This window comes from Sphingobacterium rhinopitheci (genome assembly GCF_022627575.1).
Classification (GTDB): domain Bacteria; phylum Bacteroidota; class Bacteroidia; order Sphingobacteriales; family Sphingobacteriaceae; genus Sphingobacterium; species Sphingobacterium rhinopitheci.
In genome coordinates this window covers 34,599-55,852 of record NZ_JADEYQ010000001.1, presented here as the reverse complement: position 1 = coordinate 55,852, position 21,254 = coordinate 34,599, and the positions used below count along the sequence as shown (strand labels likewise).

Genomic DNA, 21,254 nt, shown 5'->3' with positions numbered 1-21,254 from the left:
AACGATGAAAAAATTGTTCGATGAATTGGCTTATGACATAAGCAAGAAAACAACAGTGAAGTATAGTACAAGTTTTTCTCTTGGTATTTTGGCCTTAAATGCCTCCATAAGACAAGGTATTTATGCTATTTATGGTTATGTACGTTTAGCAGATGAAATTGTAGATAGTTTTCATGGCTATGATAAAGAAAGCTTGCTTACTAGATTTAAAATGGAAACGGATAAAGCTTTGGAAGAAAAGATCTCTTTAAACCCGATTCTTCATTCTTTTCAAGATACTGTGAACAAATATAATATCGATAGAACGTTAATAGATCAGTTTTTACATAGTATGGAAATGGATCTGCGTAAGATAGATTATAATTCTGAATTGTATGATGAATATATACATGGGTCGGCTGAAGTAGTAGGATTGATGTGTTTGCAAGTATTTACAGAAGGTGACAAGATTCAATATGAAGAATTGAAACCATACGCTATGAAATTAGGTTCTGCATTTCAGAAAATTAACTTCTTGCGCGATTTGAAAGATGATTACCAATTGCTTGGACGTACTTATTTCCCTAATGTAGATTTGTTAGTATTTGATAATAATATTAAATACCAAATAGAAGATGAAATATTAAAGGAATTTCAGGAAGCTTTAATAGGTATAAAAAAATTGCCCAATTCTTCCAAGTTTGGGGTGTATTTAGCTTATAAGTATTATATATCCTTGTTTAAGAAAATAAAAAATAAATCTTCACAAGAGATTTTACAAAGTAGAACACGTATTCCTAATTTTCAGAAAGCTATTGTCGCTTTCAAAAGCTATCTTCGTTATAAAGTAGCCATTTTATGAGGATATCGATTTGTTTAGTATGCTTGTTGTTTTCAAATTATTTAGGTGCACAGACTAGTTTGGAGCAAGTGAGATTGAATTACAGCGCAGCTGTAAAAGATAAAGAAACGTGTAAGGCGATGATTCAAGAGTTGCAAAGTAGCACAAATCAACCTATATATTTGGGGTATCTAGGAGCATATCAAGCTGTGTGGGCTAATCATGTGATGAATCCAATAACAAAGCTGAAAACCTTCAACCAAGGGAAAGATAATATTGAAAAAGCAATACGAGAAGATCAGAATAATGTAGAGCTACGGTATATCAGGTTGTCTATTCAAAAAAATATACCTGCTATTTTGGGGTACCGAAGTATGATACAGAATGATACTGATTTTTTGAAAGCCCATAAAAAGAATATTACATCGAATATCGTATTGAAAAATATTGAAACATTAATTAAGGATTGATAAATGAAGTACCAATTGTATAGAGAGCAACAATTGAATTGCTCTATTGAGACGGCTTGGGATTTTTTTTCATCACCAAAAAATCTATCTACCATCACGCCTAAGGATATGGGATTTACAGTGATTTCGGATTACGATAACGTCACTATTTATGATGGTATGGTAATCGATTATATTGTGTCTCCATTGTTTAAAATCCCCCTAAAGTGGAAAACTATAATCCGTAAAGTGGATTTTCAAGTTAGTTTTACAGATTTTCAGGCGAAAGGGCCTTATAAATTTTGGAATCATTTACACGAATTTATTCCCAATGAGCATGGTGTTTTAATGAAAGATACCATAGATTATGAGTTGCCCTTTGGTGTTATAGGGGATTTAGCACATAAACTAATGATCAAGAATAAATTGGTACATATTTTTGATTATCGGAGAGCAGTTTTAGATAAGAAGTTTAACCATTAGTAGTTGTAAAGATGAATTTTTTAATTGTATTAATAACAATAGTATTAATGGAAGGCGCCACGTGGTTTATACATAAGTATATCATGCATGGATTGCTATGGATATTGCATAAGGATCACCATGACCATAGTAATGAAGGTTTTTTTGAAAAGAATGATTATTTCTTTGTGATTTTTGCATTGCCTACTATAGCACTTATGTATTATGGTTCTTTGCAGGAGTTCAATTATTTATTTTATATAGGTCTGGGTATTATGTTATATGGGATGGCTTATTTCTTTGTCCATGATATATTCATACATCAAAGATTTAAGGTGTTCTCGAATACGAAAAACCCATATTTTTTGGCTTTACGAAGAGCACATAAGCAGCATCATAAACATATAGGTAAAGAAGAAGGGGAGTGTTTTGGTTTTTTATATGTGCCACACAAATATTTTAGAATGTATTTAAATAAGACAGACAAATGATAGCATATACATACGCATTAATATTATTTTTTACTATTATCATCTGTTTCATTGCATCTTTTGATAAAAGGATTTTATTTTACCGTTTTTTTGGACCCTTTTTGTTCTCTGCGATCATTGTAGCGATTCCTTTTATCGCCTGGGATATATGGTTTACAGCACATGGTGTTTGGTGGTTCAATACCGATTATACATTGGGTATTGTGGTAGCAGGTCTACCGATTGAAGAATGGTTATTTTTTGTTTGTATTCCATTTTCTTGTGTCTTTACATACTTCTGTTTTGATAAATTTTTTAATTGGGATGCATTGAGTGGTTTTAATAACATCATTGTTTTTATTATCATTATTATTTGCGCTGTTGTCGGATTATTACATTACGATAATATCTACACCTTTGTGACAGCGTTAGTTACCGTGCTGACTTTGGTATATCTACATTTTATTGTGCGTGTCGATTGGATTACTAAAGCTACTGTTGTGTACGGAATTTTGATGCTTGGATTTTTCCCTGTCAATGGTGTGCTTACTGGTTCTGGATTAGAATCGCCTATTGTCAATTATAATCCAGCTGATTTTATGGGGGTAAGGATGTTTACTATTCCTGTAGAAGATGCAGTATATGGATATACGCAGTTTCTTTTAGTATTATACTTTTTTCATCTTTTTGCAAAGAAATATTATGCTGAAAGAGCAAATCTGAGAATGCTAAAATAGGGAGGGTGATGAAGAATGAAGTTGTTGTTTTTTGGTTTCGTAGGGATCTAAGATTGGAAGATAATGTCGGTTTGCAGAAAGCGTTAAACAGTGGTTTTCCTGTATTACCTATTTTTATTTTTGATGAAAATATTCTAAATCAGTTTGAAGATAAGAAGGATAGGCGTGTAGATTATATACATCAGGCACTGACTGCAATTAATATGGAACTGCAGGAGTATGGTGCTACGCTAAATACATATTATGGCAATCCAGATCAAATATTTGAGCAATTAGAAAAACAGTATACCATTAAAATGATCTGCTGTAATCGTGATTATGAGCCGCAAGCAATTCAGCGGGACAAACGTATTTACGATTTTTTTGAAAAACATACTATACAGTTTAAAGCTTTTAAGGATCAGGTCATCTTTGATAAACATGATATTGTAAAAAATGATGGTTTACCCTATACAGTATATACAGCATATGCAAAAAAATGGAAAGAAAACCTCTCTGCAGTAGGTGTTCAAATAAGTGAAACAAATTATGATAGTTTTTATAAACAGCCTCCAAGCGCAATAATTCAATTAAATTATATTGGATTTGAAAAATCAGATCTAAATTTTGAAAATCCGCAATTGGATGCTTCTATTATCGATGAATACGATAAATATAGAGACTATCCCGCAATGCAAAAAACTACGCAGCTAGGTATTGCCTTGCGCTTTGGGACAATAAGTATTCGCAAATGTGTATCCTTTGCCCTATTGCATAATCAAGTTTGGTTGTCGGAGCTTATATGGCGTGAGTTTTTTATGCAGATAATGTATTTTTTTCCACAGGTGGTAGATCGTGCTTTTAAATCCAAATATGATGCTATAAAATGGCGCAACAATGAAGATGATTTTGAGCGTTGGTGCAATGGTCAGACTGGATACCCAATTGTAGATGCCGGTATGCGACAACTTAATGAGACGGGTTTCATGCATAATCGTGTACGTATGATTGTAGCAAGCTTTCTTTGTAAACACTTGTTGATAGACTGGAGATGGGGAGAAGCGTATTTTGCGCAAAAGCTCAATGATTTTGATTTGTCTGCCAATAATGGTAACTGGCAGTGGGCAGCAGGTTGCGGTTGTGATGCTGCGCCTTATTTTAGGGTTTTTAGCCCAGCGCTTCAGACGCAAAAATTTGATAGAAATCTAGAATATGTAAAGATGTGGGTTGCAGAATACGGGGCAGAGTACTATGTACAACCTATCGTAGAGCATAGCTTTGCCCGGGAGCGCGCCTTAAAGGTATATGGTGAAGCTTTGAAAGATAATAATAAGTAGTACTTTAATAGAATAATCATGGACAGAAATAATGTGATATTGGTAGATGAAAATGATCAACAGATAGGGGAGATGGATAAGTTACTTGCACATAAGAATGGTAACCTTCATCGTGCATTTTCAATATTTATATTTAATGATAAATCCGAGCTTTTATTACAACAAAGAGCCTCTCAGAAATATCATGGTGGGGATTTATGGACCAATACATGTTGCTCACACCCACAACCGGGCGAACAGTTGAAGGAGAGTGCTTTAGAAAGATTATATTTTGAAATGGGCCTACAATGTGATTTAGAATATTCACATTCTTTTATCTATAAGGCCAATGTTGAGAATAATCTTATTGAACATGAGTATGACCATATTTTTGTTGGATTTAGTAACCAAGACCCAAATTTGAATAGGGACGAAGCACAAGATTTTAAGTGGATGCATTTGGAGGATATATTTAGTGATATCGCTGTCCAACCATCTAAATACACATATTGGTTTAAAGAAGCTTTTCCTCTGGTAGCTCGTAAACTAATCGATAAATGATTCTTTATTGTTTTATAAGCGTTTGTTAGTTGGTTTATCCCGGATAAGATATTTTATTATTGTATGTTATCACGCTATTCCCGCACACTTTCCTTGAGCCTTCTCGAATCGAACCCCTGGGTACTCCTCCAATGGGAAACAAAAAAAGCAACTCTTTTGGAGTTGCTTTTTTGTGATCCCGCTGGGATTGTCTCAGCCCCGCTATTCCCGCACATTTTCCCTGAGCCTTCTCGAATCGAACCCTTGGGTACTCCTCCAATGGGAAACAAAAAAAGCAACTCTTTTGAAGTTGCTTTTTTGTGATCCCGCTGGGATTGTCTCAGCCCCGCTATTCCCGCACACTTTCCCTGAGCCTTCTCGAATCGAACCCCTGGGTACTCCTCCAATGGGAAATAAAAAAGCAACTCTTTTGGAGCTGCTTCTTTGTGATCCCGCTGGGATTGTCTCAGCCCCGCTATTCCCGCACACTTTCCCTGAGCCTTCTCGAATCGAACCCCTGGGTACTCCTCCAATGGGAAACAAAAAAAGCAACTCTTTTGAAGTTGCTTTTTTGTGATCCCGCTGGGATTCGAACCCAGGACCCATACATTAAAAGTGTATTGCTCTACCAGCTGAGCTACAGAATCTTTTTGGTTACTCCTTCGTTGTTTGGAGTGATGCAAAGGTAGAAAAATATATAATATATGCCAAATATATTATGCTTTTTTTTTGCTGTTATATCCTTTTAAATGTGTTTTACTGTAGTTTTTACAAATAAAATTCTATGATTTGCGTTTATACTTAGGTGTTTATGAAATAGTATGTAAGAATGTTGTTATCAACTTTTATAGTAGTATTTAAGATATGGTAGCTTGTTTTGCTTTCTGTGATACGAGATGTTTCCATAGCATAAATATCTCTGCTCAAATCACTTATAGCACGTGTCCTTATATCTTTAACCTACTTGCTTAGCTTATGACCTTCCAACTGCTGTGTAATAATCCGCTGACGCTTCGGGATATCTTTAGGTTCAAAGGTTCCTGATCGATAGCGGCCAGATTCAAGGTCAAAAGTTCCTATATTAAAACCTATAACTGTCTTTTTTGTTTTTCTTTTGTATTTATTTGAAGTCCCATGAGCCTTATATATGTTTGAATAATTAAATATTTTATCAATTATTCCGTTGATACAATTTACGTTACAGTCTATTTTTAGGAGTTAAAGGAATATCATAATATAACTCTTCTTAAAAAATATTACTAATAGAAAATTGGAAGCACGTTAAAACTAAAAAAAAATTAATATATTATTCTGAATTTTTACTTTGTAAAGTATTTTGAAGTATCGCCGAATACAGAGGTGAAGATCCCAAGGTTTGAGCTATAAAAGTAGCAGAAACGCAAGTCAAAATTAAAGGTAAAATTAGCATATAACCATTTGTCATTTCCATGATAATTACAATTCCTGTAAGAGGTGCTCGAATTGTGGAGGCAAATAATCCTGCCATTGCTAATATTGCATATGAGCTCAGATTAATATCATAACTAGGGAAGATATTTTGAATTATGAAACCAAATAATACACCAATTATTGCACCTAAAGCCATCGTTGGAGAAAAAATTCCTCCAGGAGCTCCTGAACCAAAACAAATAATAGTTGCAAAAAATCTAAATACAAAAATCAGCAGTAAAGGATAAAAAGCATAGAGCCCATCAACTACTTTTGGAATAATATTAAAACCATCTCCAGCTAATTGTGAAATTACTGAATATAATAGTCCAAAAATACCTGCTAAAATAGCGCCAGTTAGTATTATATTATAATTATTCTTTTTATAAAAATTAGCGAGGTAACTACGTGTATGTAAAATTAAAAAATTAGAAAAAGATCCAATTATACCAAGTATCAATCCTAAAAAAATAAAAATCCACAAGCTATTTAAGGACACAGAATTAGGTGCAGGAATAGTTAAAATAGATGCATTGCCAATAATTAATTGATAGGTGATACATGCAGTTATGCATCCAACTAATACGGCTTTAATTGAAGACTTAGTGTACGTAAATTCATCATGCATTTCTTCAATAATAAATAGTATACCCCCTAGTGGGGCGTTAAATGCAGTTGTGATTCCCGCACCTGCACCAGTAGCAATAAGTGTATGTTGTGATTCTTTATTTTTAAGTTTACATGTATCTGAAACCATTTTCCCTAAGTTTGCTCCTATTTGAACTGTAGGCCCTTCTCGGCCTAAAATCATTCCGCTACCAAGAGCCGCTATACCTCCAAAAAATTTGACAGGTAACACACGCCACCAACGAATAGGTCTTAAATCAATTAAAGCACCTTCGACTTCAGGAATTCCTGAACCGCTAGATTCTGGAGCATATCTTTGAACCAAAAAATAAGAAAATGCACCCATTATGGCGGTAATAATAAATATTAAAAAGTAGTTCAGATACTTAGAAGAGGTGAATGAATCTTTTAAAAAGTTTTGATGCCAATCTATGATAACATTAAGAGAGATTTGGAATATAGAACCTAGCATGCCTGTGAGAGCACCAACAATAGCGGCTAGGATAAGAATAAAAAATGGTGAGCGGTTTTGCCAGCTTATCATTTTTTTTATTGTTGGTAAAATAATTTGGTTATAAATATACATATCACGTAATAGCTAACTTTTAATTGAAAATATTATACATTTTTTAATTAAAACCTAATTATTCGACCTAATGTTTTTAATATGTAATAATTTATTTCAAATCTATATAATATTCTTTTTATTAAAATATTTTAAAAACCAATTTACGTACGCTATTTTATAGTGAAAAGGTTAAAATATACTCCAAACTGTTTCGAATTTTAGGTATTAATTCCAGTCGTTGCTTTTAGGAAAAAACAATTATGCTTTATAAAACTCCGTATATTTAGCTGTAGTTATTTTGAAGATTATGAGTTTAGCATTAAGATTCCTTTTACTAGGATATGTCTTTCCAAAATAAATTCGGTCATTTGAAAAAATATTTACATGCAATTAACGACCAAAATCAATTTAGGTAGGTTTATTGATATTACTGCGAGGATTTATACGCTATACTAAATATAACAATAAACTCATATGCACCAGTAAAGTTGAATATATTCTAATACGAATCATTTCTAAAAGCTTACTATGTCGAGATAGAAAATCTATTACAAGCTATCTCCTTTTTTAAGTAGCCATTTCGAGAGTTAGCTTACACAAAGTTAGCGCATTGGTATAAAGATGTAGAATTAACAGGGCTTAAAGCATTCTAGACAATTGTAAATACGATATCAGTCAATTACAGATCCATCCTCAATTACTTTATCAATAGATAAACCAACGCTTCCGCTGACCGCGAAGCAGCTACGAAGTAAGTCCTTTAATGCTAAAATAAAAGCTTTCAGAGCACAGTTTAGAGGCGTAAAAGATGTAAATTTCTTTCTGTATAGATTAACTAAATTATTTGCCTAGTCCACAACTTTTGTGCATGATCCACACTTTCCTTGAGCCTTCTCGAATCGAACCCTTGGGTACTCTTCCAAGGGGAAACAAAAAAAGCAACTCTTTTGGAGTTGCTTTTTTGTGATCCCGCTGGGATTCGAACCCAGGACCCATACATTAAAAGTGTATTGCTCTACCAGCTGAGCTACAGAATCTTGTTTGTTACTCCCTTGTTGTTTGGAGTGATGCAAAGGTAGAAAAAACATTTATTCATGCCAAGTGATTTTAGCTTATTTTTTTAGTTATATACTTAAGTAGGTGTTATTCAAACTAAAAAAATAATTCATTGGATTCAATTAGTAGATATTTAAACTCATTTTGCACGTATTATACGGTCTGCGCCATTAATATCCTGAATAATCTCAACCTTCCCGAATCCTTTCTTATGCAATAAATCAACAGTCTCTTTACCTAAGTATTGATTTATCTCAAAATACAAGGTTCCATTCTTCGCTAAATGTGCTAAAGCAAAGTCTGCGATATAGTCGTAAAATAGTAAAGGAGCATCATCTTCAACAAATAGAGCGAGGTGGGGCTCGAATTGCAATACATTTGGGGACATTTCTGATTTTTCCTTCGGTGTGATATAAGGAGGGTTGCTTACTATGATGTCAAATTGTGCTTCCGCAGGAAATATTAGATCCCATTCTAATATGTCAGCTTCAATAAACTGAACTTTTGTTTGGTGCTTAAGATCATTACGCTTTGCAACCTTCATAGTATCTGGAGATATTTCTACAGCTGTATATTGCCCTGGTAGGTTGAGTGCCAATGAAATTGGAATACATCCGCTGCCAGTACCGATATCTATAATATGTAAATCACGCTTTCCTTTATTATCTTTTATAATCAAATCTACGAGCTCTTCTGTCTCTGGGCGAGGGATAAGTGTATGTTCTGATACTTCAAACACATTTCCATAAAAATAAGCTTCCGCAATAATGTGTTGAACAGGTTTGTTTGATTTTAATTCATCTAGTATTGTTTGGATTTTAATAATATCGTTATCACCTACATTGTTTTGCGCCATCAGCGCATAATTGATATTTTTTTTAGCGGTGATATGTTCGAAAATAATCAAAAATAATTGATGAATTTCTCCTTTAGGATATAAATCAGCCAGTTCATGTTGAAAATCAGAGGCTACTTGCGTCCATGTTTTTGTCATAATACAAAAATAGAATATTATAAAAGCTTTTTTATCAAAATACTATAAAATGCATAAGTTTGTATTATGAGTAAGAGTGAACAATATATGCAGCGTTGTTTGGATTTAGCCATACAAGGAGCAAATTCAGTAAGCCCCAATCCAATGGTAGGTGCTGTGATCGTGTACCAAGACAGAATAATTGGTGAGGGATTTACTTCGCCTTATGGTGGACCACATGCCGAAGTGAATGCCATAAATGCCGTATTGTCTCATTATGGTCAGGAAGTAGCAATAATGTTATTGAGCGAAAGTTCAATTTATGTTTCCTTAGAACCTTGTGCTCATTTTGGAAAAACACCGCCTTGTGCTGATATGTTGGTGAAATACCAATTCAAACGTGTTATAGTAGGTTGCTTAGATCCGTTTGCTAAAGTAAATGGATTAGGTATAGAAAAATTACGCGATGCCGGAATTGAGGTTGAAGTAGGGGTGTTAGAAAAAGAATGCCAGTTTATGAATCGCCGTTTTTTTACCCGTATCAGTAAGCATCGTCCTTATGTAATTCTTAAGTGGGCACAGACTGAAAATGGTTTTATTGCACCAAAAGATACTACCCAGCAATGGATTTCTAATAATGCAAGCAAACAATTGGTCCATAAATGGAGATCTGAAGAAGATGCTATTCTTATTGGAGTTCGCACAGCATTGGTCGATAATCCTTCTTTAAATACAAGGCTTTGGGAAGGTAAGTCACCAAAGCGAGTATTGATAGATAGAGATTTGACTTTGCCTAAAGATCATCCTTTGTATCATAATATAGAAACTGATTTAATTATATTTAATGCCCACAAAACTGATTGGCAAGGAAATATTAAATTTATTGAGTTAGAGAATTTTGATTTATACTTACCTCAAAATATATTGTATCAACTTTATTTAATGGATGTACAATCTATTATTATCGATGGAGGAGCAAAAACGCTTAATCATTTTATTGAAGCAGGGCTATGGGATGAAGCACGTGTTTTTGTGGGGGATACAAAATGGTTGGATGGGGTGGAGGCCCCTACTTTATCTGTAGAACCTTTAGATATCAAGAAGGTGTCAACAGATTCATTATTTTATTACTATAATTATTAAGTTTATTTATTTTACTTTAAATTAATATTAAAAATCGCTATATTAAATTTTTTAAATATGTCGACTATTAATGGTAGGGCATAAATTGAATTATTTAAGATAGTAAAATGGTATTTAAAGAAGTACTACTGCATTTTATTTGGCGTTTTCGTCTTTTCGATCAGCTAAATTTGCGTACTGTTGATGGAGAGGTATTAAGTGTTGATGATGTCGGTATATATAATCATAATGCCGGGCCTGATTTTGAATTTGCCAAAATTCGTATTGCAGGAACACTTTGGTCGGGACAAGTAGAAGTTCATGTCAATGAGGATGATTGGTTGTTACATCAGCATCAGCTAGATAAACGATACGACGCTACTATTCTTCATGTTGTTTGGGAAAATTCAAATAAATCAATACATAGAACCGACGGCTCTTCAATCCCTACATTGGAGTTGAAGCATCTTGTTGATACTAATATGTTAGCGCGCTATGCTGATCTGATGCACAATCTAAACTGGGTTCCCTGTTCCGAACAGTTGCCATCGTTAAATAGTGTAACCATAAATAGTTGGTTAGCTCGAATGACTGTGGGTAGGATGGAACAAAAATTTGAAGCTATTGCAATTTTGCTAGCCAAAACAAACTATGATTGGGAACGTGTATTTTTAATTATTTTAGGACGTGCATTTGGGATGAAAGTAAATGCTGCTGCTTTTGAGGCTTTAGCTTTACGTATAGATCTGAAGTTGGTACACAAATATCAGTCTAATCCTATCAAAATTGAAAGTATAATGTTTGGACTTGCTGGATTTTTACACCAGGAAGAAGATGATTACGCATGGAAACTTCAAGATGAATTTTTGTATTTGAAACATTTGCATCATTTGGAGGAAATACAAGTAGAAGAGTGGCGATTTATGCGGATGAGGCCTTATAATTTCCCGACTTATAGATTAGCTCAGTTTACGGCACTTCTTATTCATAAATCTTATTGGTTTTCTTATATTCAAGAGATAGAAAATCTGAATGATTTATATGCTATTTTTGACTCTAGCGGCATGAATAGTTATTGGGCTACACATTATCGTTTTGGGGTGGAGACAGCGCAACATAGTATCAATTGGTCTTTATCATTTAAAATACACCTTACTATTAATTGCATTATACCTATGCTTTTTGCGTATGGGACCTTTATGAAGCAAGATAAATACAAAGAAAAAGCATTAGATTGGTTACATAGCCTTCCATCAGAAAATAATCAAATTACAAAAGAATTTGCGCGTTATAATATAAAGTGTCTATCTGCAGCTGACTCGCAAGCATTGTTGTATATGAAGAAACAATATTGCGATAACAAGCAATGTTTAAGCTGTACGATAGGATTAGCAATCTTAAAAACTAATTAATCTGCAAAATACTAGCTAATTCATGGTAGCCTTTGGAACTTGCAATCATGGATGCCGTGTCGCCAGTCGAAGTAATCGCATGAATATCGGCCCCTTTTTCAAGTAGTAAAATAATAAGATCGATATTACCATGTTGTGCTGCAAAATGCAATGGTGTCATATTTCCTTGTTGGAAAATATTAACTTCAGCGCCAGCTTCAAGTAACATTCTGCTAATACTTGTGTTATTAGCACTTACTGAAGCGTGTAATGGGAAAACATTAAATCCATTTTGTGAAGAGATATTTGGATCTGCATGGTGCTTTAGTAATAATCCTACAATATCTTCATGATTGAAATGTGTGGCAATGCCCAAAGGGGTGAAGCCATGAGTGGATAATTCATCTACAATATCTTTTTTATAATCTATCATCATTTGTACATGATCTTTTAGTCCGACTGCGCAAGCTTCGTGTATTGTGATGGTAGTGATGTGTTTCAGTATAACCTCTATTATCTGAGGCTTACGGTAGTAGCATGCTAATAATAATGCTGAAATCTCTTGACTGGTTTTTTCATTAACTAATTGAGGATCTTTACTTAGTAATAAGTCTAGATCTTGAAAGTTACCAGTTTCTATATATTCTTCTAATACTGATGTGCTCATACAATTTATTGGTTATAATACTTCTAAGTAAATAAAAAAAAACTAAAAAAGAGTAAAAATATATTAATTATCAATTATTATTTTATTTAACTGAAATTTGATTTTCTCCGCTAAAACATCGTTTATTGTTCTTTTGCGACATTTATGTAAAATTTGAGCTACAAATGTTTCTATTTAAGATAAAAATATTCCTTTGAGTATTGCTATTATTGAAACTATTTGTACATTTGTATAGGCCCTCCCCAAGGGCATGTTTTTCATAGGTAGATGTAGGGGTCGGATATTTCTTATTCGGCCCTTTTTTTATAGCTTTGTTTTATGGGACGTAAAATAGTAGTTGCAGTAACAGGAGCTTCGGGATCGATATATGCTAAAGTTTTATTGGATAAGTTGATATTACTTCAAGATCAAATTCAGGAAGTAGCAGTAGTGATGTCTGATAATGCTAAGTATGTATGGAAATACGAACTTGAAAATGAGCATTATAATAACTATCCCTTTAAGTTTTATGCTAAAAGTGATTTTATGGCACCTTTTGCATCCGGATCGGCGCGTTTTGATACGATGATTATTTGTCCATGTTCCATGGGTACTTTATCACGTATTGCGCACGGAACCTCTTCGGATTTGACAACTAGAGCGGCTGATGTAATACTTAAGGAAAGACGAAAATTAATTTTAGTTACCCGTGAGACACCATTAAGTACTATTCATATTCAGAATATGGCACTCATCACCCAGGCTGGTGGAATAATATGTCCTGCAAGTCCTTCTTTCTATAGTTTGCCGAATTCTTTTGAAGAATTGGCTGCTACAGTTATTGATAGAGTGTTGTCATTAGCTGATTTACATGTTGATAGCTATGAGTGGGGGAAAGATAAATAAAAAGCCTTATTTTTGTTAGGTATTTTGTACATTTGTCTTTTAATGAAGCGACATAAATATTCTATATTTTTAGCCTATTTAGCACGATTAAAGTCTTTTTTTAGAGATTTTATGTGTCGCATATCACATTTTTTCTCACCTGTAATTACTTCATTAAATTAATTTTTTCTAAATTCCATGAATTCGATCTTAATTACTTCTGCCAAACTTATTTCACCTTCGCACAAACTTAATGGTCAGCAGGTTGATATTTTAATAAAAGATGGTGTAATTGTAGATGTTGACACTAAGATAAATGCAACAGATAATACGATTCAAATTATTGATGCTAAGGGTTCGATTGTGAGTCCTGGTTTTTTTGATTTGAATACTAATATTGGTGAGCCCGGGCTAGAGACGAAAGAAGATATTCGTTCGGGAACAGCTGCCGCCGCTGCGGGAGGCTTTACTGCAGTATCTGTTCATCCCAATACAAATCCTCCTATATATACACGTTCTGAGGTTTCGCTAATTATTAATACTGCGAAAGGGAATTTGGTTGATGTATTTCCAATAGGAAGTATTTCAAAGAAAAGAGAAGGAAATGAACTTGCGGAGCTGTACGATATGAAATTGAATGGCGCTATTGCTTTTTGTGATGGTACACGTTCTCTTCAGCAAGCTGGCTTAATGGGAAGAGCTTTATTGTATTCAAAAGGTTTTGACGGTTTGATTATTTCTTTTGCACAAGACGAATCTATTGCCGGCGGAACCCAAATGAATGAAGGTATAGTAAGTACCTATTTAGGCATGAAGGGGAGCCCCAACTTAGCAGAAGCATTGATGGTTTCACGTGATTTATTCCTAGCGGAATATAATGAAGCACCGATCCACTTCACTACTATTTCTACTGCAGAATCAGTAGATTTAATCAAAAAAGCGAAAGCTAAAGGCATAAAAGTTACTTGTGATGTTGCAGCACATAATCTTGTGTTTTCAGATGAAGAGGTAAAAGGTTTTGATGCTAATTATAAAGTAAATCCTCCTTTACGTACATCTAAAGATATAAAAGCTTTATTAAAAGGACTTAAGGATGGTGTTGTTGATGCTGTGGTGACACAACATACACCGCAAGAAATAGAATTTAAAAATGTAGAATTCCATATTGCTAAAAATGGGATTACTGGATTGCAAACGGCTTTACCTTTATTGATTAAGGCTGGATTGACAGATGAACAAATAGTAGATAAATTAGCTGTAGGACCGCGTCAAATTGTAGGAATTGAAGTGCCTACATTGGAAACTGGAACTAAAGCAAATTTAGTACTTTTTAATATACACGAAAAATGGACTTTTGACGTTCATACAAATAAGTCAAAAGGCGCAAATAACCCTTTATTTGGTCAAGAATTGACGGGTAAAGTTAATTTAGTGATAAATAATAATCAAGTGATTATAAATAATTAATACTATGGATGCTAAAGTAAAAAATGCAGTAGAAGCAGGCGCGAAGAGTTATGCTTCTTTGGAAAATATAGATGCAACATCATTTTTGAAAGCAATAGAAGCTGCTTTTGATGCTGATGCTCCTTTTATGGATAAAGTCCAATTGATGGATGATGTTTTTGATAACGAGCAACCATTTGAGGAATTACGTGAGATATTCTTCGATTTAATAATGATCAATTTCTTTGCACAAGATGTTCAGAAATTAGAAGAAGATTATTTAGATTCTGAAGAATGGGAAGCTATTGAAGAAGACACTATTGATAGAGGTACAGAATTGTTAAATGTATTTTTATACCTTAAAGAATGTGCTGACGAAGAAATAGAAGCCGATTTGGAAGATTATTTGAAAGAATTCTTATTGGTTGAAGAAGACGAATTTCAAGATGAGTACCGTATTTATGAAAAAGTAATAGCCAATCAAATCTTAATTGAATCTGATTATCCTGAGATAGCTAAAGTTTCTAATACTGTAGAATCTAATGATGAATTATTCGAATTGTTTTACCCAATTGTATCATTCTTCTACGAACAGAATCCTGATGCTGAACAATTGAAAGCTTTTACAAGCGCTGCCTCAAATAAATCATTTGAAACCTCAGTGTATGAAGTAATTGTTAATTTTAATAAGTAAGGTATGTCACCAAACGAATTAACTAAAGAAGAAAAAAAAGATAGTATTATCTATGGTGTTATCGTAGGTTTATTGACTATTGCTTTTTCTGTCTTTAGTATTTTTTACACAAAGTCTGCAGCAAGTTATTCTAGTTTATTTGTGGTTAGTACGATCATCAAAATAATCGGTGCTATTATAGTACCTGTAGGTTTTGTGTATTTGTTGAAAGTTAGAAACGGTGATGTTTGGATATTTAGTAGAGCTTTAAAAAGTATCTATATTTTATTAGCAGCTAGTATTATTGTCAGTTCCTTGGGGATTACCTTGTGTCAGAAAGTTATTATCCCCAAAGATGTGGTTGAAGCAGGGTATCAAAACCTGATGAATTTGAAAATCGAGGATATGGAAGCTAAAGGTGCAACCGATGAAGAGATCGATCAACAGTTAGTAGTAATTGAACAAGATCGTGACTTCGCTTTTTCGGGAATTACCTTTCAAAATGTCATTCCTCCTATGTTTATTAGTCTTTTGCTTAACTTTATATTTGCATTAGTATTGGCTTTTCTGTTTCGTTCACACGTACACAAAAAGTCGTAATTGTATCATGCAATAGTTTTTTTATGGATATTTCAGTAGTAATACCTTTATATAACGAAGAAGAATCTTTACCCGAATTGACGGATTGGATTCGGAAAGTAATGCTTGACCACAATTTTTCGTACGAAATAATCTTAGTGGATGATGGTAGTAATGATAAATCATGGCAAGTGATCATGGATCTTAAAAAAGAACATCCGCAAATCTCAGGTATTAAATTTAGACGTAATTACGGAAAATCCGCAGCTTTAAATGTCGGCTTTGCCGCTGTTCAAGGTGATGTGGTCATTACGATGGATGCCGATTTGCAAGATAGTCCAGATGAAATACCAGAATTGTACGATCGCGTAAAAAATCAGGGCGCTGATTTGGTGTCAGGATGGAAACAAAAACGCTATGATCCATTAACAAAAACATTGCCCACAAAATTATTTAATTCCGTGACTCGTAGTATGTCAGGAATTAATAATTTGCATGATTTCAATTGTGGACTTAAGGCTTATAAAAAGGATGTCGTTAAAAGTATAGAAGTATATGGCGAAATGCACCGTTATATTCCTGTAATTGCCAAATGGGCCGGATTTTCGAATATCCAAGAACAGGTTGTTCAACATAGGGCACGCAAGTATGGAACCACAAAATTTGGTGCTGGACGTTTTATAAAAGGTTTTTTGGATTTAATGTCCATCTTTTTTGTCGGAAAATTCGGTAAACGTCCGATGCACTTTTTCGGGCCAGTGGGGGTTATAAGTTTTCTTGTAGGTTTCTTCTGTACAGTATATTTGATTGCAGAAAAATTAATTTCTATAGCCAATGGTACTTCTTATCGTAATATTACGGACCAACCTTTATTTTTCCTTTCGCTATTAACGATAATGATTGGTACACAATTGTTTTTGACTGGGTTTATTGCTGAATTGGTATCTCGGAACAGTACAGATCGTAATAATTATCACATAGAGCGTGTTATATAATAAATAATGTTTTTTTCTATCGTTATACCTTTATATAATCGTCCTGACGAAATCCGTGAGTTGTTGAAGTCATTGACAAAACAAACCTATACAGATTTTGAGGTGATAATTGTAGAAGACGGATCTACAAAAGACGCAAAAGTAATAGTCGATTCTTTTAAAGATCAGTTAGATATTTATTACTACTTCAAACCTAATGCGGGGCAGGGTTTTGCGCGAAATTATGGCTTTGAACGTGCTAAAGGTGATTTCTTTATCGTCTTTGACTCTGATGTTATCGTTCCAAAAGGCTATTTAGCCGCCGTAAAATTAAGCATTGAGGTCAATGCTTGGGATGCTTTTGGGGGGCCCGATGCGGCGCATGAATCTTTTACACCGATGCAAAAGGCTATTAGTTATTCGATGACATCGCCTTTCACCACTGGAGGAATAAGAGGAAATAAAAAACATGTCGGAAAATTTCACCCGCGAAGTTTTAACATGGGTATTTCGGCTATGGTATTTCAAGATACGAAAGGGTATAAATTGTCTAGGAGATCAGAGGATATTGAATTTAGTATCCGTATGATTAATAATGGTTATAAAGTAGGTTTGATACCAGATGCATTTGTATATCATAAACGACGTACAAGTTTAGCCTTATTTTACAAGCAAATTTTTAGCTTTGGAAAGGGGAGGATAGATATTGGACAGATGTATCCAGGAGAGCTAAAGTTAGTACACGCTCTGCCGGCAGTATTCACCGTAGGTTTTTTTACCTTGTTAATACTGAATTTGATGAATATACTCGTATTAGATCAAATCGCTATATTGCATTCTTTGGTGATTATGGGTAATACATTCTTACTCCTGTATACTGTCTTTTTGTTTATCCATAGCCTCCTAAATACAAAAAGTCTCCACGTAGCTGTGTTATCTATAGCTACAGCGTATACACAATTATTAGCCTATGGAATGGGCTTCATTCGTAATTATGTAGATGTTGCTTTGTTAAAAAGAGATACAAAACAATAATCTATTTGATAGTAATATAATAATATAGTGATTTCGATTACACAGTATAATTTAGATAAAATAGAAGATCTTTTAGATCAAATTGGGTATAAGGTTCGATACGAGAAAGGTAATTTTAGGACGGGTGCTTGTGTAATACAAAATACCAAAGTAATCGTCGTAAATAAATTCTCTAATCTTGAAATAAAAATAAACTCTTTAGTCTTGATTTTGAAAGATTTTGAGGTCAACAAGGAAGATCTGGATGAAAAGCAATGGGCTTTTTATAAAACATTAACAAAATCTAACGAATAATAATTTTGAAAATTCAATTTCTAGGAACTGGAACTTCTCAAGGTGTACCTGTTATAGCCTGTGATTGTATAGTTTGCAAATCAACGGATTATAAAGACAAACGCCTGCGGTCTTCTATATTAATAGAAGTGGAAGGTCGTCATATTATTGTCGATACAGGTCCAGATTTTAGGTATCAAATGTTGAGAGCTAATATTCAACATTTAGATGCGATATTGATGACGCACTCCCACAAGGATCATATAGCAGGACTTGATGATGTAAGAGCATTTAACTATAAGCAGAATGAATCTATCTCAATTTATACTAATGAGCCAACATTAGAAGCATTAAAGCGTGAATTTTACTACGCATTTTCGCCTTTAAAATATCCTGGTGTACCTCAGTTAGATTTAGAAGAAATCCATGCCGGACAACCATTATTTTTATTCGGTCATGAAATAATGCCTATTGAGGTAATGCATTATAAAATGCCTGTTTTAGGATTCCGAATAGGTAATTTTGCCTATATTACTGATGCTAAATCAGTAACGCTAGAATCACGTCAATTGTTAGAAGGGGTAGATGTATTGGTCGTCAACGCATTACAAGAAATGCCTCATATTTCACATTTTACTCTTGATGAGGCACTTGCATTTATCAATGATGTTGGACCAAAAGAAGCCTATCTTACGCATATAAGTCATAGGTTTGGCACAAATGATTATATTCAATCAAAACTCCCTTCCAATGTTTTTGTAGCTTACGATCAGCTTACCATTACTGTTGACAGTAGTTATTAATCTTAAGCGCTAGATTTGGGCAGTATTGATAATTAATAAAAAAATTTCCATATTTTTTATCATATATGATTAGTTTTTAATAAAGATATCTCCTTACTTTATTTATTGGTTGATATTATCTTTCCCATCTCATAAGTAGCTAATAAAGCATATTCTGCAGCAAAGGTTAATTGAAACATGCCCTCTACATCAGCGTTTTTGGGATCCCAGCCATGAAGTAAATTAGTTGGTAATAGATTTTTCTTGGCAAACTTTTCGTATCCATAATCTAGATTTTTTTGAAATGTTTCGATATAAAGTTCTGTGTTTGGATCGTATGTGTTTGCGTCAATAAATGCCCTCATCAATACACCATTAAACCAATTATTGAAACCAGAAGTAGCATATTCATAATATCCCGGCAAAGTATTACTTTCTTTAGCAAAATATCTAAAACTCATCTTTCCAAGTGATTTTACATCCTCAAGGTATTCTTTGTTGCTTGTTGCTCGGAATAAATCTACAGCACCCGAAAGCATAGTACCAGTATTGTACGAATATGCTGGCCCTACTACGTCTTTTAGCTTTGTATTCGCTCTATAGGTAGTGCCATTAACTACTTCGTAAGCAACAGCACAATCAGGATCACATCCGCCCAAAAAATCATCATATATACCGTCTGAACGGATTAATTTGCTTTTCTGCCAATGATAAATATCCTTTGCAAACTGTAAATAATAAGATGATTTTTTTACTTTTTTTTCTATTCTTTCGCCAGTAGGAGAAATATATAGATAGGTTAGCTCATCATTTTTGTCTTTGTACAGTTCGTATAGCCATATTAATGGACTAATGAAAGGGCCATTACTGCACGAATGTTTAGTCGTGTAACCAGGTCCCCAAGGTATCCCTCCATTTGGTTTACCGAATGCATCTAATGTACTATCCCAACCGTCAATTACATATTCTGTAAGGTATTCAGCCTTTTTAAGGTAATGTTTGTTATCTGTGATTTTATACGAATGTAATAATTCACGTATTAACCATTGTTGATCATCATACACATTTTCAATTCCCGCTACTTTTGCTTGTCCTTTCTTTGCGCCTCGATTGACACCATATACTGTCCAATCCTTAGTCTGTGTAAAAGATGTATGTTCGAATGTGCCACTGTAGTATTCTAGATTATCATATAATCTGGTCAATAGGTTTTCGTATCTATTATAATGGATGTTATGTAATGAATCTTTACCCATTAGCTTTTGTGTCTTTAGTGCTTGAAGGATAGTATTTATAGCTTCTATAGAAGCTGAATACATCCATACACTACCAATCTCACTAGAGCTTTTGTCTTCTATTGGGTTATAGAATCGAGCCATTACCTGATTATCGCCCTTAAAGTAATGCTTAAATGTAGCATCAGTAATAGCCATCGATCGAATTATATTATTTGTTATAAGGGTTTCTTTTTGCTGACTTATATTCGTATGTCTATTTTTTTTAGCCTTATTACTTTGCTGTATATTGCAACCCATACTTATAAATATGGTTAACAAAATCAATAGGAAATTTTTGTTTTTTAAGTTCATAATGGTTATTTTTTGATTTATGCTAATTATTGGTTAGCGTATTTCTGTGAATTTAAATTTCTCTAATCTCTATTTATCTTACTTATTCTTTCTTGTATAGAAGGAAGAGTTGATAATTGTTGACCTGCCAGATTAATAAGTGTTTTTATATAAGCTGGGAGAATTCTTTTATAATTGATTTTCGTAAATAGGTTAATATTTATATTAAATATAATAAGATAAAACGATTTAGTAATGTGTTTGTGTAATTATTTTTATTGTTTAATACAAAAATCTATTTGTCACTAATCGGACGGAGAATAATTAACTGATCGTCACAAATACCATTAAAGTAGTGAGAATCTCATATTGTTCAAACCATGTGGTTTGGAATATAATGGTTGCTTTTGTAAAAAAAATAAACGTCCTTAGCT

The 21,254-nt window shown here is 33.7% G+C and carries 21 protein-coding genes, 2 tRNA genes and 1 pseudogene; 17 read left to right on the top strand and 7 right to left on the bottom strand.

Translation table 11 applies throughout. From position 1 onward, the window contains the following. The first annotated feature begins 4 nt into the window (after positions 1 to 4). The 7 genes from IP023_RS00285 to idi are packed head-to-tail and all read left to right on the top strand — an operon-like array spanning position 5 to position 4,794. The gene (locus tag IP023_RS00285) at positions 5 to 841 is read left to right on the top strand and encodes a phytoene/squalene synthase family protein (protein ID WP_241788243.1); all 837 of its coding nucleotides are present in this window, start codon (positions 5 to 7) and stop codon (positions 839 to 841) included. Beyond that, entirely contained in the window at positions 838 to 1,290 is a 453-nt protein-coding gene (locus IP023_RS00280; RefSeq protein WP_241788242.1) for a hypothetical protein, read from the top strand. Before IP023_RS00285 ends, IP023_RS00280 begins: the two co-directional genes overlap by 4 nt. A 3-nt stretch (positions 1,291 to 1,293) precedes the next feature. Then, a complete protein-coding gene (locus tag IP023_RS00275) occupies positions 1,294 to 1,752 on the top strand; it encodes an SRPBCC family protein (protein ID WP_241788241.1) in 459 nt (152 codons plus the stop codon). Between the two features lie 11 nt (positions 1,753 to 1,763). Continuing rightward, positions 1,764 to 2,222, top strand: a complete 459-nt coding sequence (locus IP023_RS00270) for a sterol desaturase family protein (protein WP_241788240.1) — start codon at positions 1,764 to 1,766, stop codon at positions 2,220 to 2,222. Beyond that, positions 2,219 to 2,938: a lycopene cyclase domain-containing protein gene (locus IP023_RS00265; protein WP_241788239.1), complete on the top strand. Its 720-nt coding sequence runs from the start codon at positions 2,219 to 2,221 to the stop codon at positions 2,936 to 2,938. The genes IP023_RS00270 and IP023_RS00265 overlap by 4 nt, the downstream gene beginning before the upstream one ends. An 8-nt stretch (positions 2,939 to 2,946) precedes the next feature. After that, positions 2,947 to 4,254, top strand: coding sequence for a cryptochrome/photolyase family protein (locus tag IP023_RS00260; RefSeq protein WP_241788238.1), 1,308 nt, complete (start codon positions 2,947 to 2,949; stop codon positions 4,252 to 4,254). Between the two features lie 18 nt (positions 4,255 to 4,272). Next, a complete protein-coding gene (idi, locus tag IP023_RS00255) occupies positions 4,273 to 4,794 on the top strand; it encodes an isopentenyl-diphosphate Delta-isomerase (RefSeq protein ID WP_241788237.1) in 522 nt (173 codons plus the stop codon). 553 nt (positions 4,795 to 5,347) lie between these two features. Here idi and IP023_RS00250 read toward each other — a convergent pair. From IP023_RS00250 to prmC, 5 genes and pseudogenes are all read right to left on the bottom strand, one after another. After that, positions 5,348 to 5,420 (bottom strand) — tRNA-Lys (locus IP023_RS00250). Between the two features lie 232 nt (positions 5,421 to 5,652). Further along, positions 5,653 to 5,916 (bottom strand): annotated as a pseudogene (locus tag IP023_RS16010) (transposase); the annotation flags it as partial. Positions 5,917 to 6,079: 163 nt separating this feature from the next. Then, positions 6,080 to 7,435 carry a H(+)/Cl(-) exchange transporter ClcA gene (gene clcA / locus IP023_RS00245; protein WP_241788236.1) on the bottom strand — a complete coding sequence of 452 codons (1,356 nt, stop codon included), beginning with the start codon at positions 7,433 to 7,435 and terminating at the stop codon, positions 6,080 to 6,082. A 946-nt stretch (positions 7,436 to 8,381) separates the two neighbouring features. Continuing rightward, positions 8,382 to 8,454, bottom strand: a tRNA-Lys gene (locus IP023_RS00240). A 158-nt stretch (positions 8,455 to 8,612) separates the two neighbouring features. Then, entirely contained in the window at positions 8,613 to 9,467 is an 855-nt protein-coding gene (gene prmC, locus IP023_RS00235; protein ID WP_241788235.1) for a peptide chain release factor N(5)-glutamine methyltransferase, read from the bottom strand. A gap of 66 nt (positions 9,468 to 9,533) precedes the next feature. Here prmC and ribD point away from each other — a divergent pair, with 66 nt between their 5' ends. Both ribD and IP023_RS00225 read left to right on the top strand, forming a co-directional pair. Beyond that, complete coding sequence (gene ribD / locus IP023_RS00230; RefSeq protein WP_241788234.1) at positions 9,534 to 10,589, top strand: bifunctional diaminohydroxyphosphoribosylaminopyrimidine deaminase/5-amino-6-(5-phosphoribosylamino)uracil reductase RibD; 1,056 nt, start codon at positions 9,534 to 9,536, stop codon at positions 10,587 to 10,589. A 107-nt stretch (positions 10,590 to 10,696) separates the two neighbouring features. Then, complete coding sequence (locus tag IP023_RS00225) at positions 10,697 to 11,980, top strand: DUF2851 family protein (protein ID WP_241788233.1); 1,284 nt, start codon at positions 10,697 to 10,699, stop codon at positions 11,978 to 11,980. On the opposite strand, the gene IP023_RS00220 is transcribed toward IP023_RS00225, so the two are convergent. Continuing rightward, positions 11,973 to 12,626: an ankyrin repeat domain-containing protein gene (locus IP023_RS00220; RefSeq protein WP_241788232.1), complete on the bottom strand. Its 654-nt coding sequence runs from the start codon at positions 12,624 to 12,626 to the stop codon at positions 11,973 to 11,975. The two genes, IP023_RS00225 and IP023_RS00220, sit on opposite strands and share 8 nt — an antisense overlap. 318 nt (positions 12,627 to 12,944) lie before the next feature. On the opposite strand from IP023_RS00220, the gene IP023_RS00215 reads away from it, so the two are divergent. The 8 genes from IP023_RS00215 (at position 12,945) to IP023_RS00180 (ending at position 19,273) form a co-directional block, all read left to right on the top strand. Continuing rightward, the gene (locus tag IP023_RS00215) at positions 12,945 to 13,511 is read left to right on the top strand and encodes a UbiX family flavin prenyltransferase (RefSeq protein ID WP_241788231.1); all 567 of its coding nucleotides are present in this window, start codon (positions 12,945 to 12,947) and stop codon (positions 13,509 to 13,511) included. A gap of 177 nt (positions 13,512 to 13,688) precedes the next feature. Next, positions 13,689 to 14,957 carry a dihydroorotase gene (locus tag IP023_RS00210; RefSeq protein ID WP_241788230.1) on the top strand — a complete coding sequence of 423 codons (1,269 nt, stop codon included), beginning with the start codon at positions 13,689 to 13,691 and terminating at the stop codon, positions 14,955 to 14,957. A 4-nt stretch (positions 14,958 to 14,961) separates the two neighbouring features. Further along, entirely contained in the window at positions 14,962 to 15,630 is a 669-nt protein-coding gene (locus tag IP023_RS00205) for a hypothetical protein (RefSeq protein WP_241788229.1), read from the top strand. 3 nt (positions 15,631 to 15,633) lie between these two features. Then, the gene (locus IP023_RS00200; RefSeq protein ID WP_241788228.1) at positions 15,634 to 16,209 is read left to right on the top strand and encodes a DUF4199 family protein; all 576 of its coding nucleotides are present in this window, start codon (positions 15,634 to 15,636) and stop codon (positions 16,207 to 16,209) included. A 23-nt stretch (positions 16,210 to 16,232) separates the two neighbouring features. Continuing rightward, on the top strand, positions 16,233 to 17,183 hold the full coding sequence (locus IP023_RS00195; protein WP_241788227.1) for a glycosyltransferase family 2 protein: 951 nt from the start codon (positions 16,233 to 16,235) through the stop codon (positions 17,181 to 17,183). 6 nt (positions 17,184 to 17,189) lie between these two features. Next, positions 17,190 to 18,197, top strand: coding sequence for a glycosyltransferase (locus tag IP023_RS00190; RefSeq protein WP_241788226.1), 1,008 nt, complete (start codon positions 17,190 to 17,192; stop codon positions 18,195 to 18,197). Positions 18,198 to 18,224: 27 nt separating this feature from the next. Continuing rightward, positions 18,225 to 18,491, top strand: coding sequence for a hypothetical protein (locus IP023_RS00185; RefSeq protein WP_241788225.1), 267 nt, complete (start codon positions 18,225 to 18,227; stop codon positions 18,489 to 18,491). 5 nt (positions 18,492 to 18,496) lie between these two features. Continuing rightward, a complete protein-coding gene (locus tag IP023_RS00180) occupies positions 18,497 to 19,273 on the top strand; it encodes an MBL fold metallo-hydrolase (RefSeq protein ID WP_241788224.1) in 777 nt (258 codons plus the stop codon). 98 nt (positions 19,274 to 19,371) lie between these two features. Here the strand turns inward: IP023_RS00180 and IP023_RS00175 are convergent, their stop codons facing one another. After that, the gene (locus IP023_RS00175; RefSeq protein ID WP_241788223.1) at positions 19,372 to 20,787 is read right to left on the bottom strand and encodes a glycoside hydrolase family 76 protein; all 1,416 of its coding nucleotides are present in this window, start codon (positions 20,785 to 20,787) and stop codon (positions 19,372 to 19,374) included. Positions 20,788 to 21,254: the final 467 nt, after the last annotated feature.

Excerpts from the sequence above, each read along its gene's own strand:
- IP023_RS00285 (WP_241788243.1), top strand. The coding sequence starts at position 5 with ATGAAAAAATTGTTCGATGAATTGGCTTATGACATAAGCAAGAAAACA.
- IP023_RS00280 (WP_241788242.1), top strand. The coding sequence starts at position 838 with ATGAGGATATCGATTTGTTTAGTATGCTTGTTGTTTTCAAATTATTTA.
- IP023_RS00275 (WP_241788241.1), top strand. The coding sequence starts at position 1,294 with ATGAAGTACCAATTGTATAGAGAGCAACAATTGAATTGCTCTATTGAG.
- IP023_RS00270 (WP_241788240.1), top strand. The coding sequence starts at position 1,764 with ATGAATTTTTTAATTGTATTAATAACAATAGTATTAATGGAAGGCGCC.
- IP023_RS00265 (WP_241788239.1), top strand. The coding sequence starts at position 2,219 with ATGATAGCATATACATACGCATTAATATTATTTTTTACTATTATCATC.
- IP023_RS00260 (WP_241788238.1), top strand. The coding sequence starts at position 2,947 with ATGAAGAATGAAGTTGTTGTTTTTTGGTTTCGTAGGGATCTAAGATTG.
- idi (WP_241788237.1), top strand. The coding sequence starts at position 4,273 with ATGGACAGAAATAATGTGATATTGGTAGATGAAAATGATCAACAGATA.
- clcA (WP_241788236.1), bottom strand. The coding sequence starts at position 7,435 with ATGTATATTTATAACCAAATTATTTTACCAACAATAAAAAAAATGATA.
- prmC (WP_241788235.1), bottom strand. The coding sequence starts at position 9,467 with ATGACAAAAACATGGACGCAAGTAGCCTCTGATTTTCAACATGAACTG.
- ribD (WP_241788234.1), top strand. The coding sequence starts at position 9,534 with ATGAGTAAGAGTGAACAATATATGCAGCGTTGTTTGGATTTAGCCATA.
- IP023_RS00225 (WP_241788233.1), top strand. The coding sequence starts at position 10,697 with ATGGTATTTAAAGAAGTACTACTGCATTTTATTTGGCGTTTTCGTCTT.
- IP023_RS00220 (WP_241788232.1), bottom strand. The coding sequence starts at position 12,626 with ATGAGCACATCAGTATTAGAAGAATATATAGAAACTGGTAACTTTCAA.
- IP023_RS00215 (WP_241788231.1), top strand. The coding sequence starts at position 12,945 with ATGGGACGTAAAATAGTAGTTGCAGTAACAGGAGCTTCGGGATCGATA.
- IP023_RS00210 (WP_241788230.1), top strand. The coding sequence starts at position 13,689 with ATGAATTCGATCTTAATTACTTCTGCCAAACTTATTTCACCTTCGCAC.
- IP023_RS00205 (WP_241788229.1), top strand. The coding sequence starts at position 14,962 with ATGGATGCTAAAGTAAAAAATGCAGTAGAAGCAGGCGCGAAGAGTTAT.
- IP023_RS00200 (WP_241788228.1), top strand. The coding sequence starts at position 15,634 with ATGTCACCAAACGAATTAACTAAAGAAGAAAAAAAAGATAGTATTATC.
- IP023_RS00195 (WP_241788227.1), top strand. The coding sequence starts at position 16,233 with ATGGATATTTCAGTAGTAATACCTTTATATAACGAAGAAGAATCTTTA.
- IP023_RS00190 (WP_241788226.1), top strand. The coding sequence starts at position 17,190 with ATGTTTTTTTCTATCGTTATACCTTTATATAATCGTCCTGACGAAATC.
- IP023_RS00175 (WP_241788223.1), bottom strand. The coding sequence starts at position 20,787 with ATGGGTTGCAATATACAGCAAAGTAATAAGGCTAAAAAAAATAGACAT.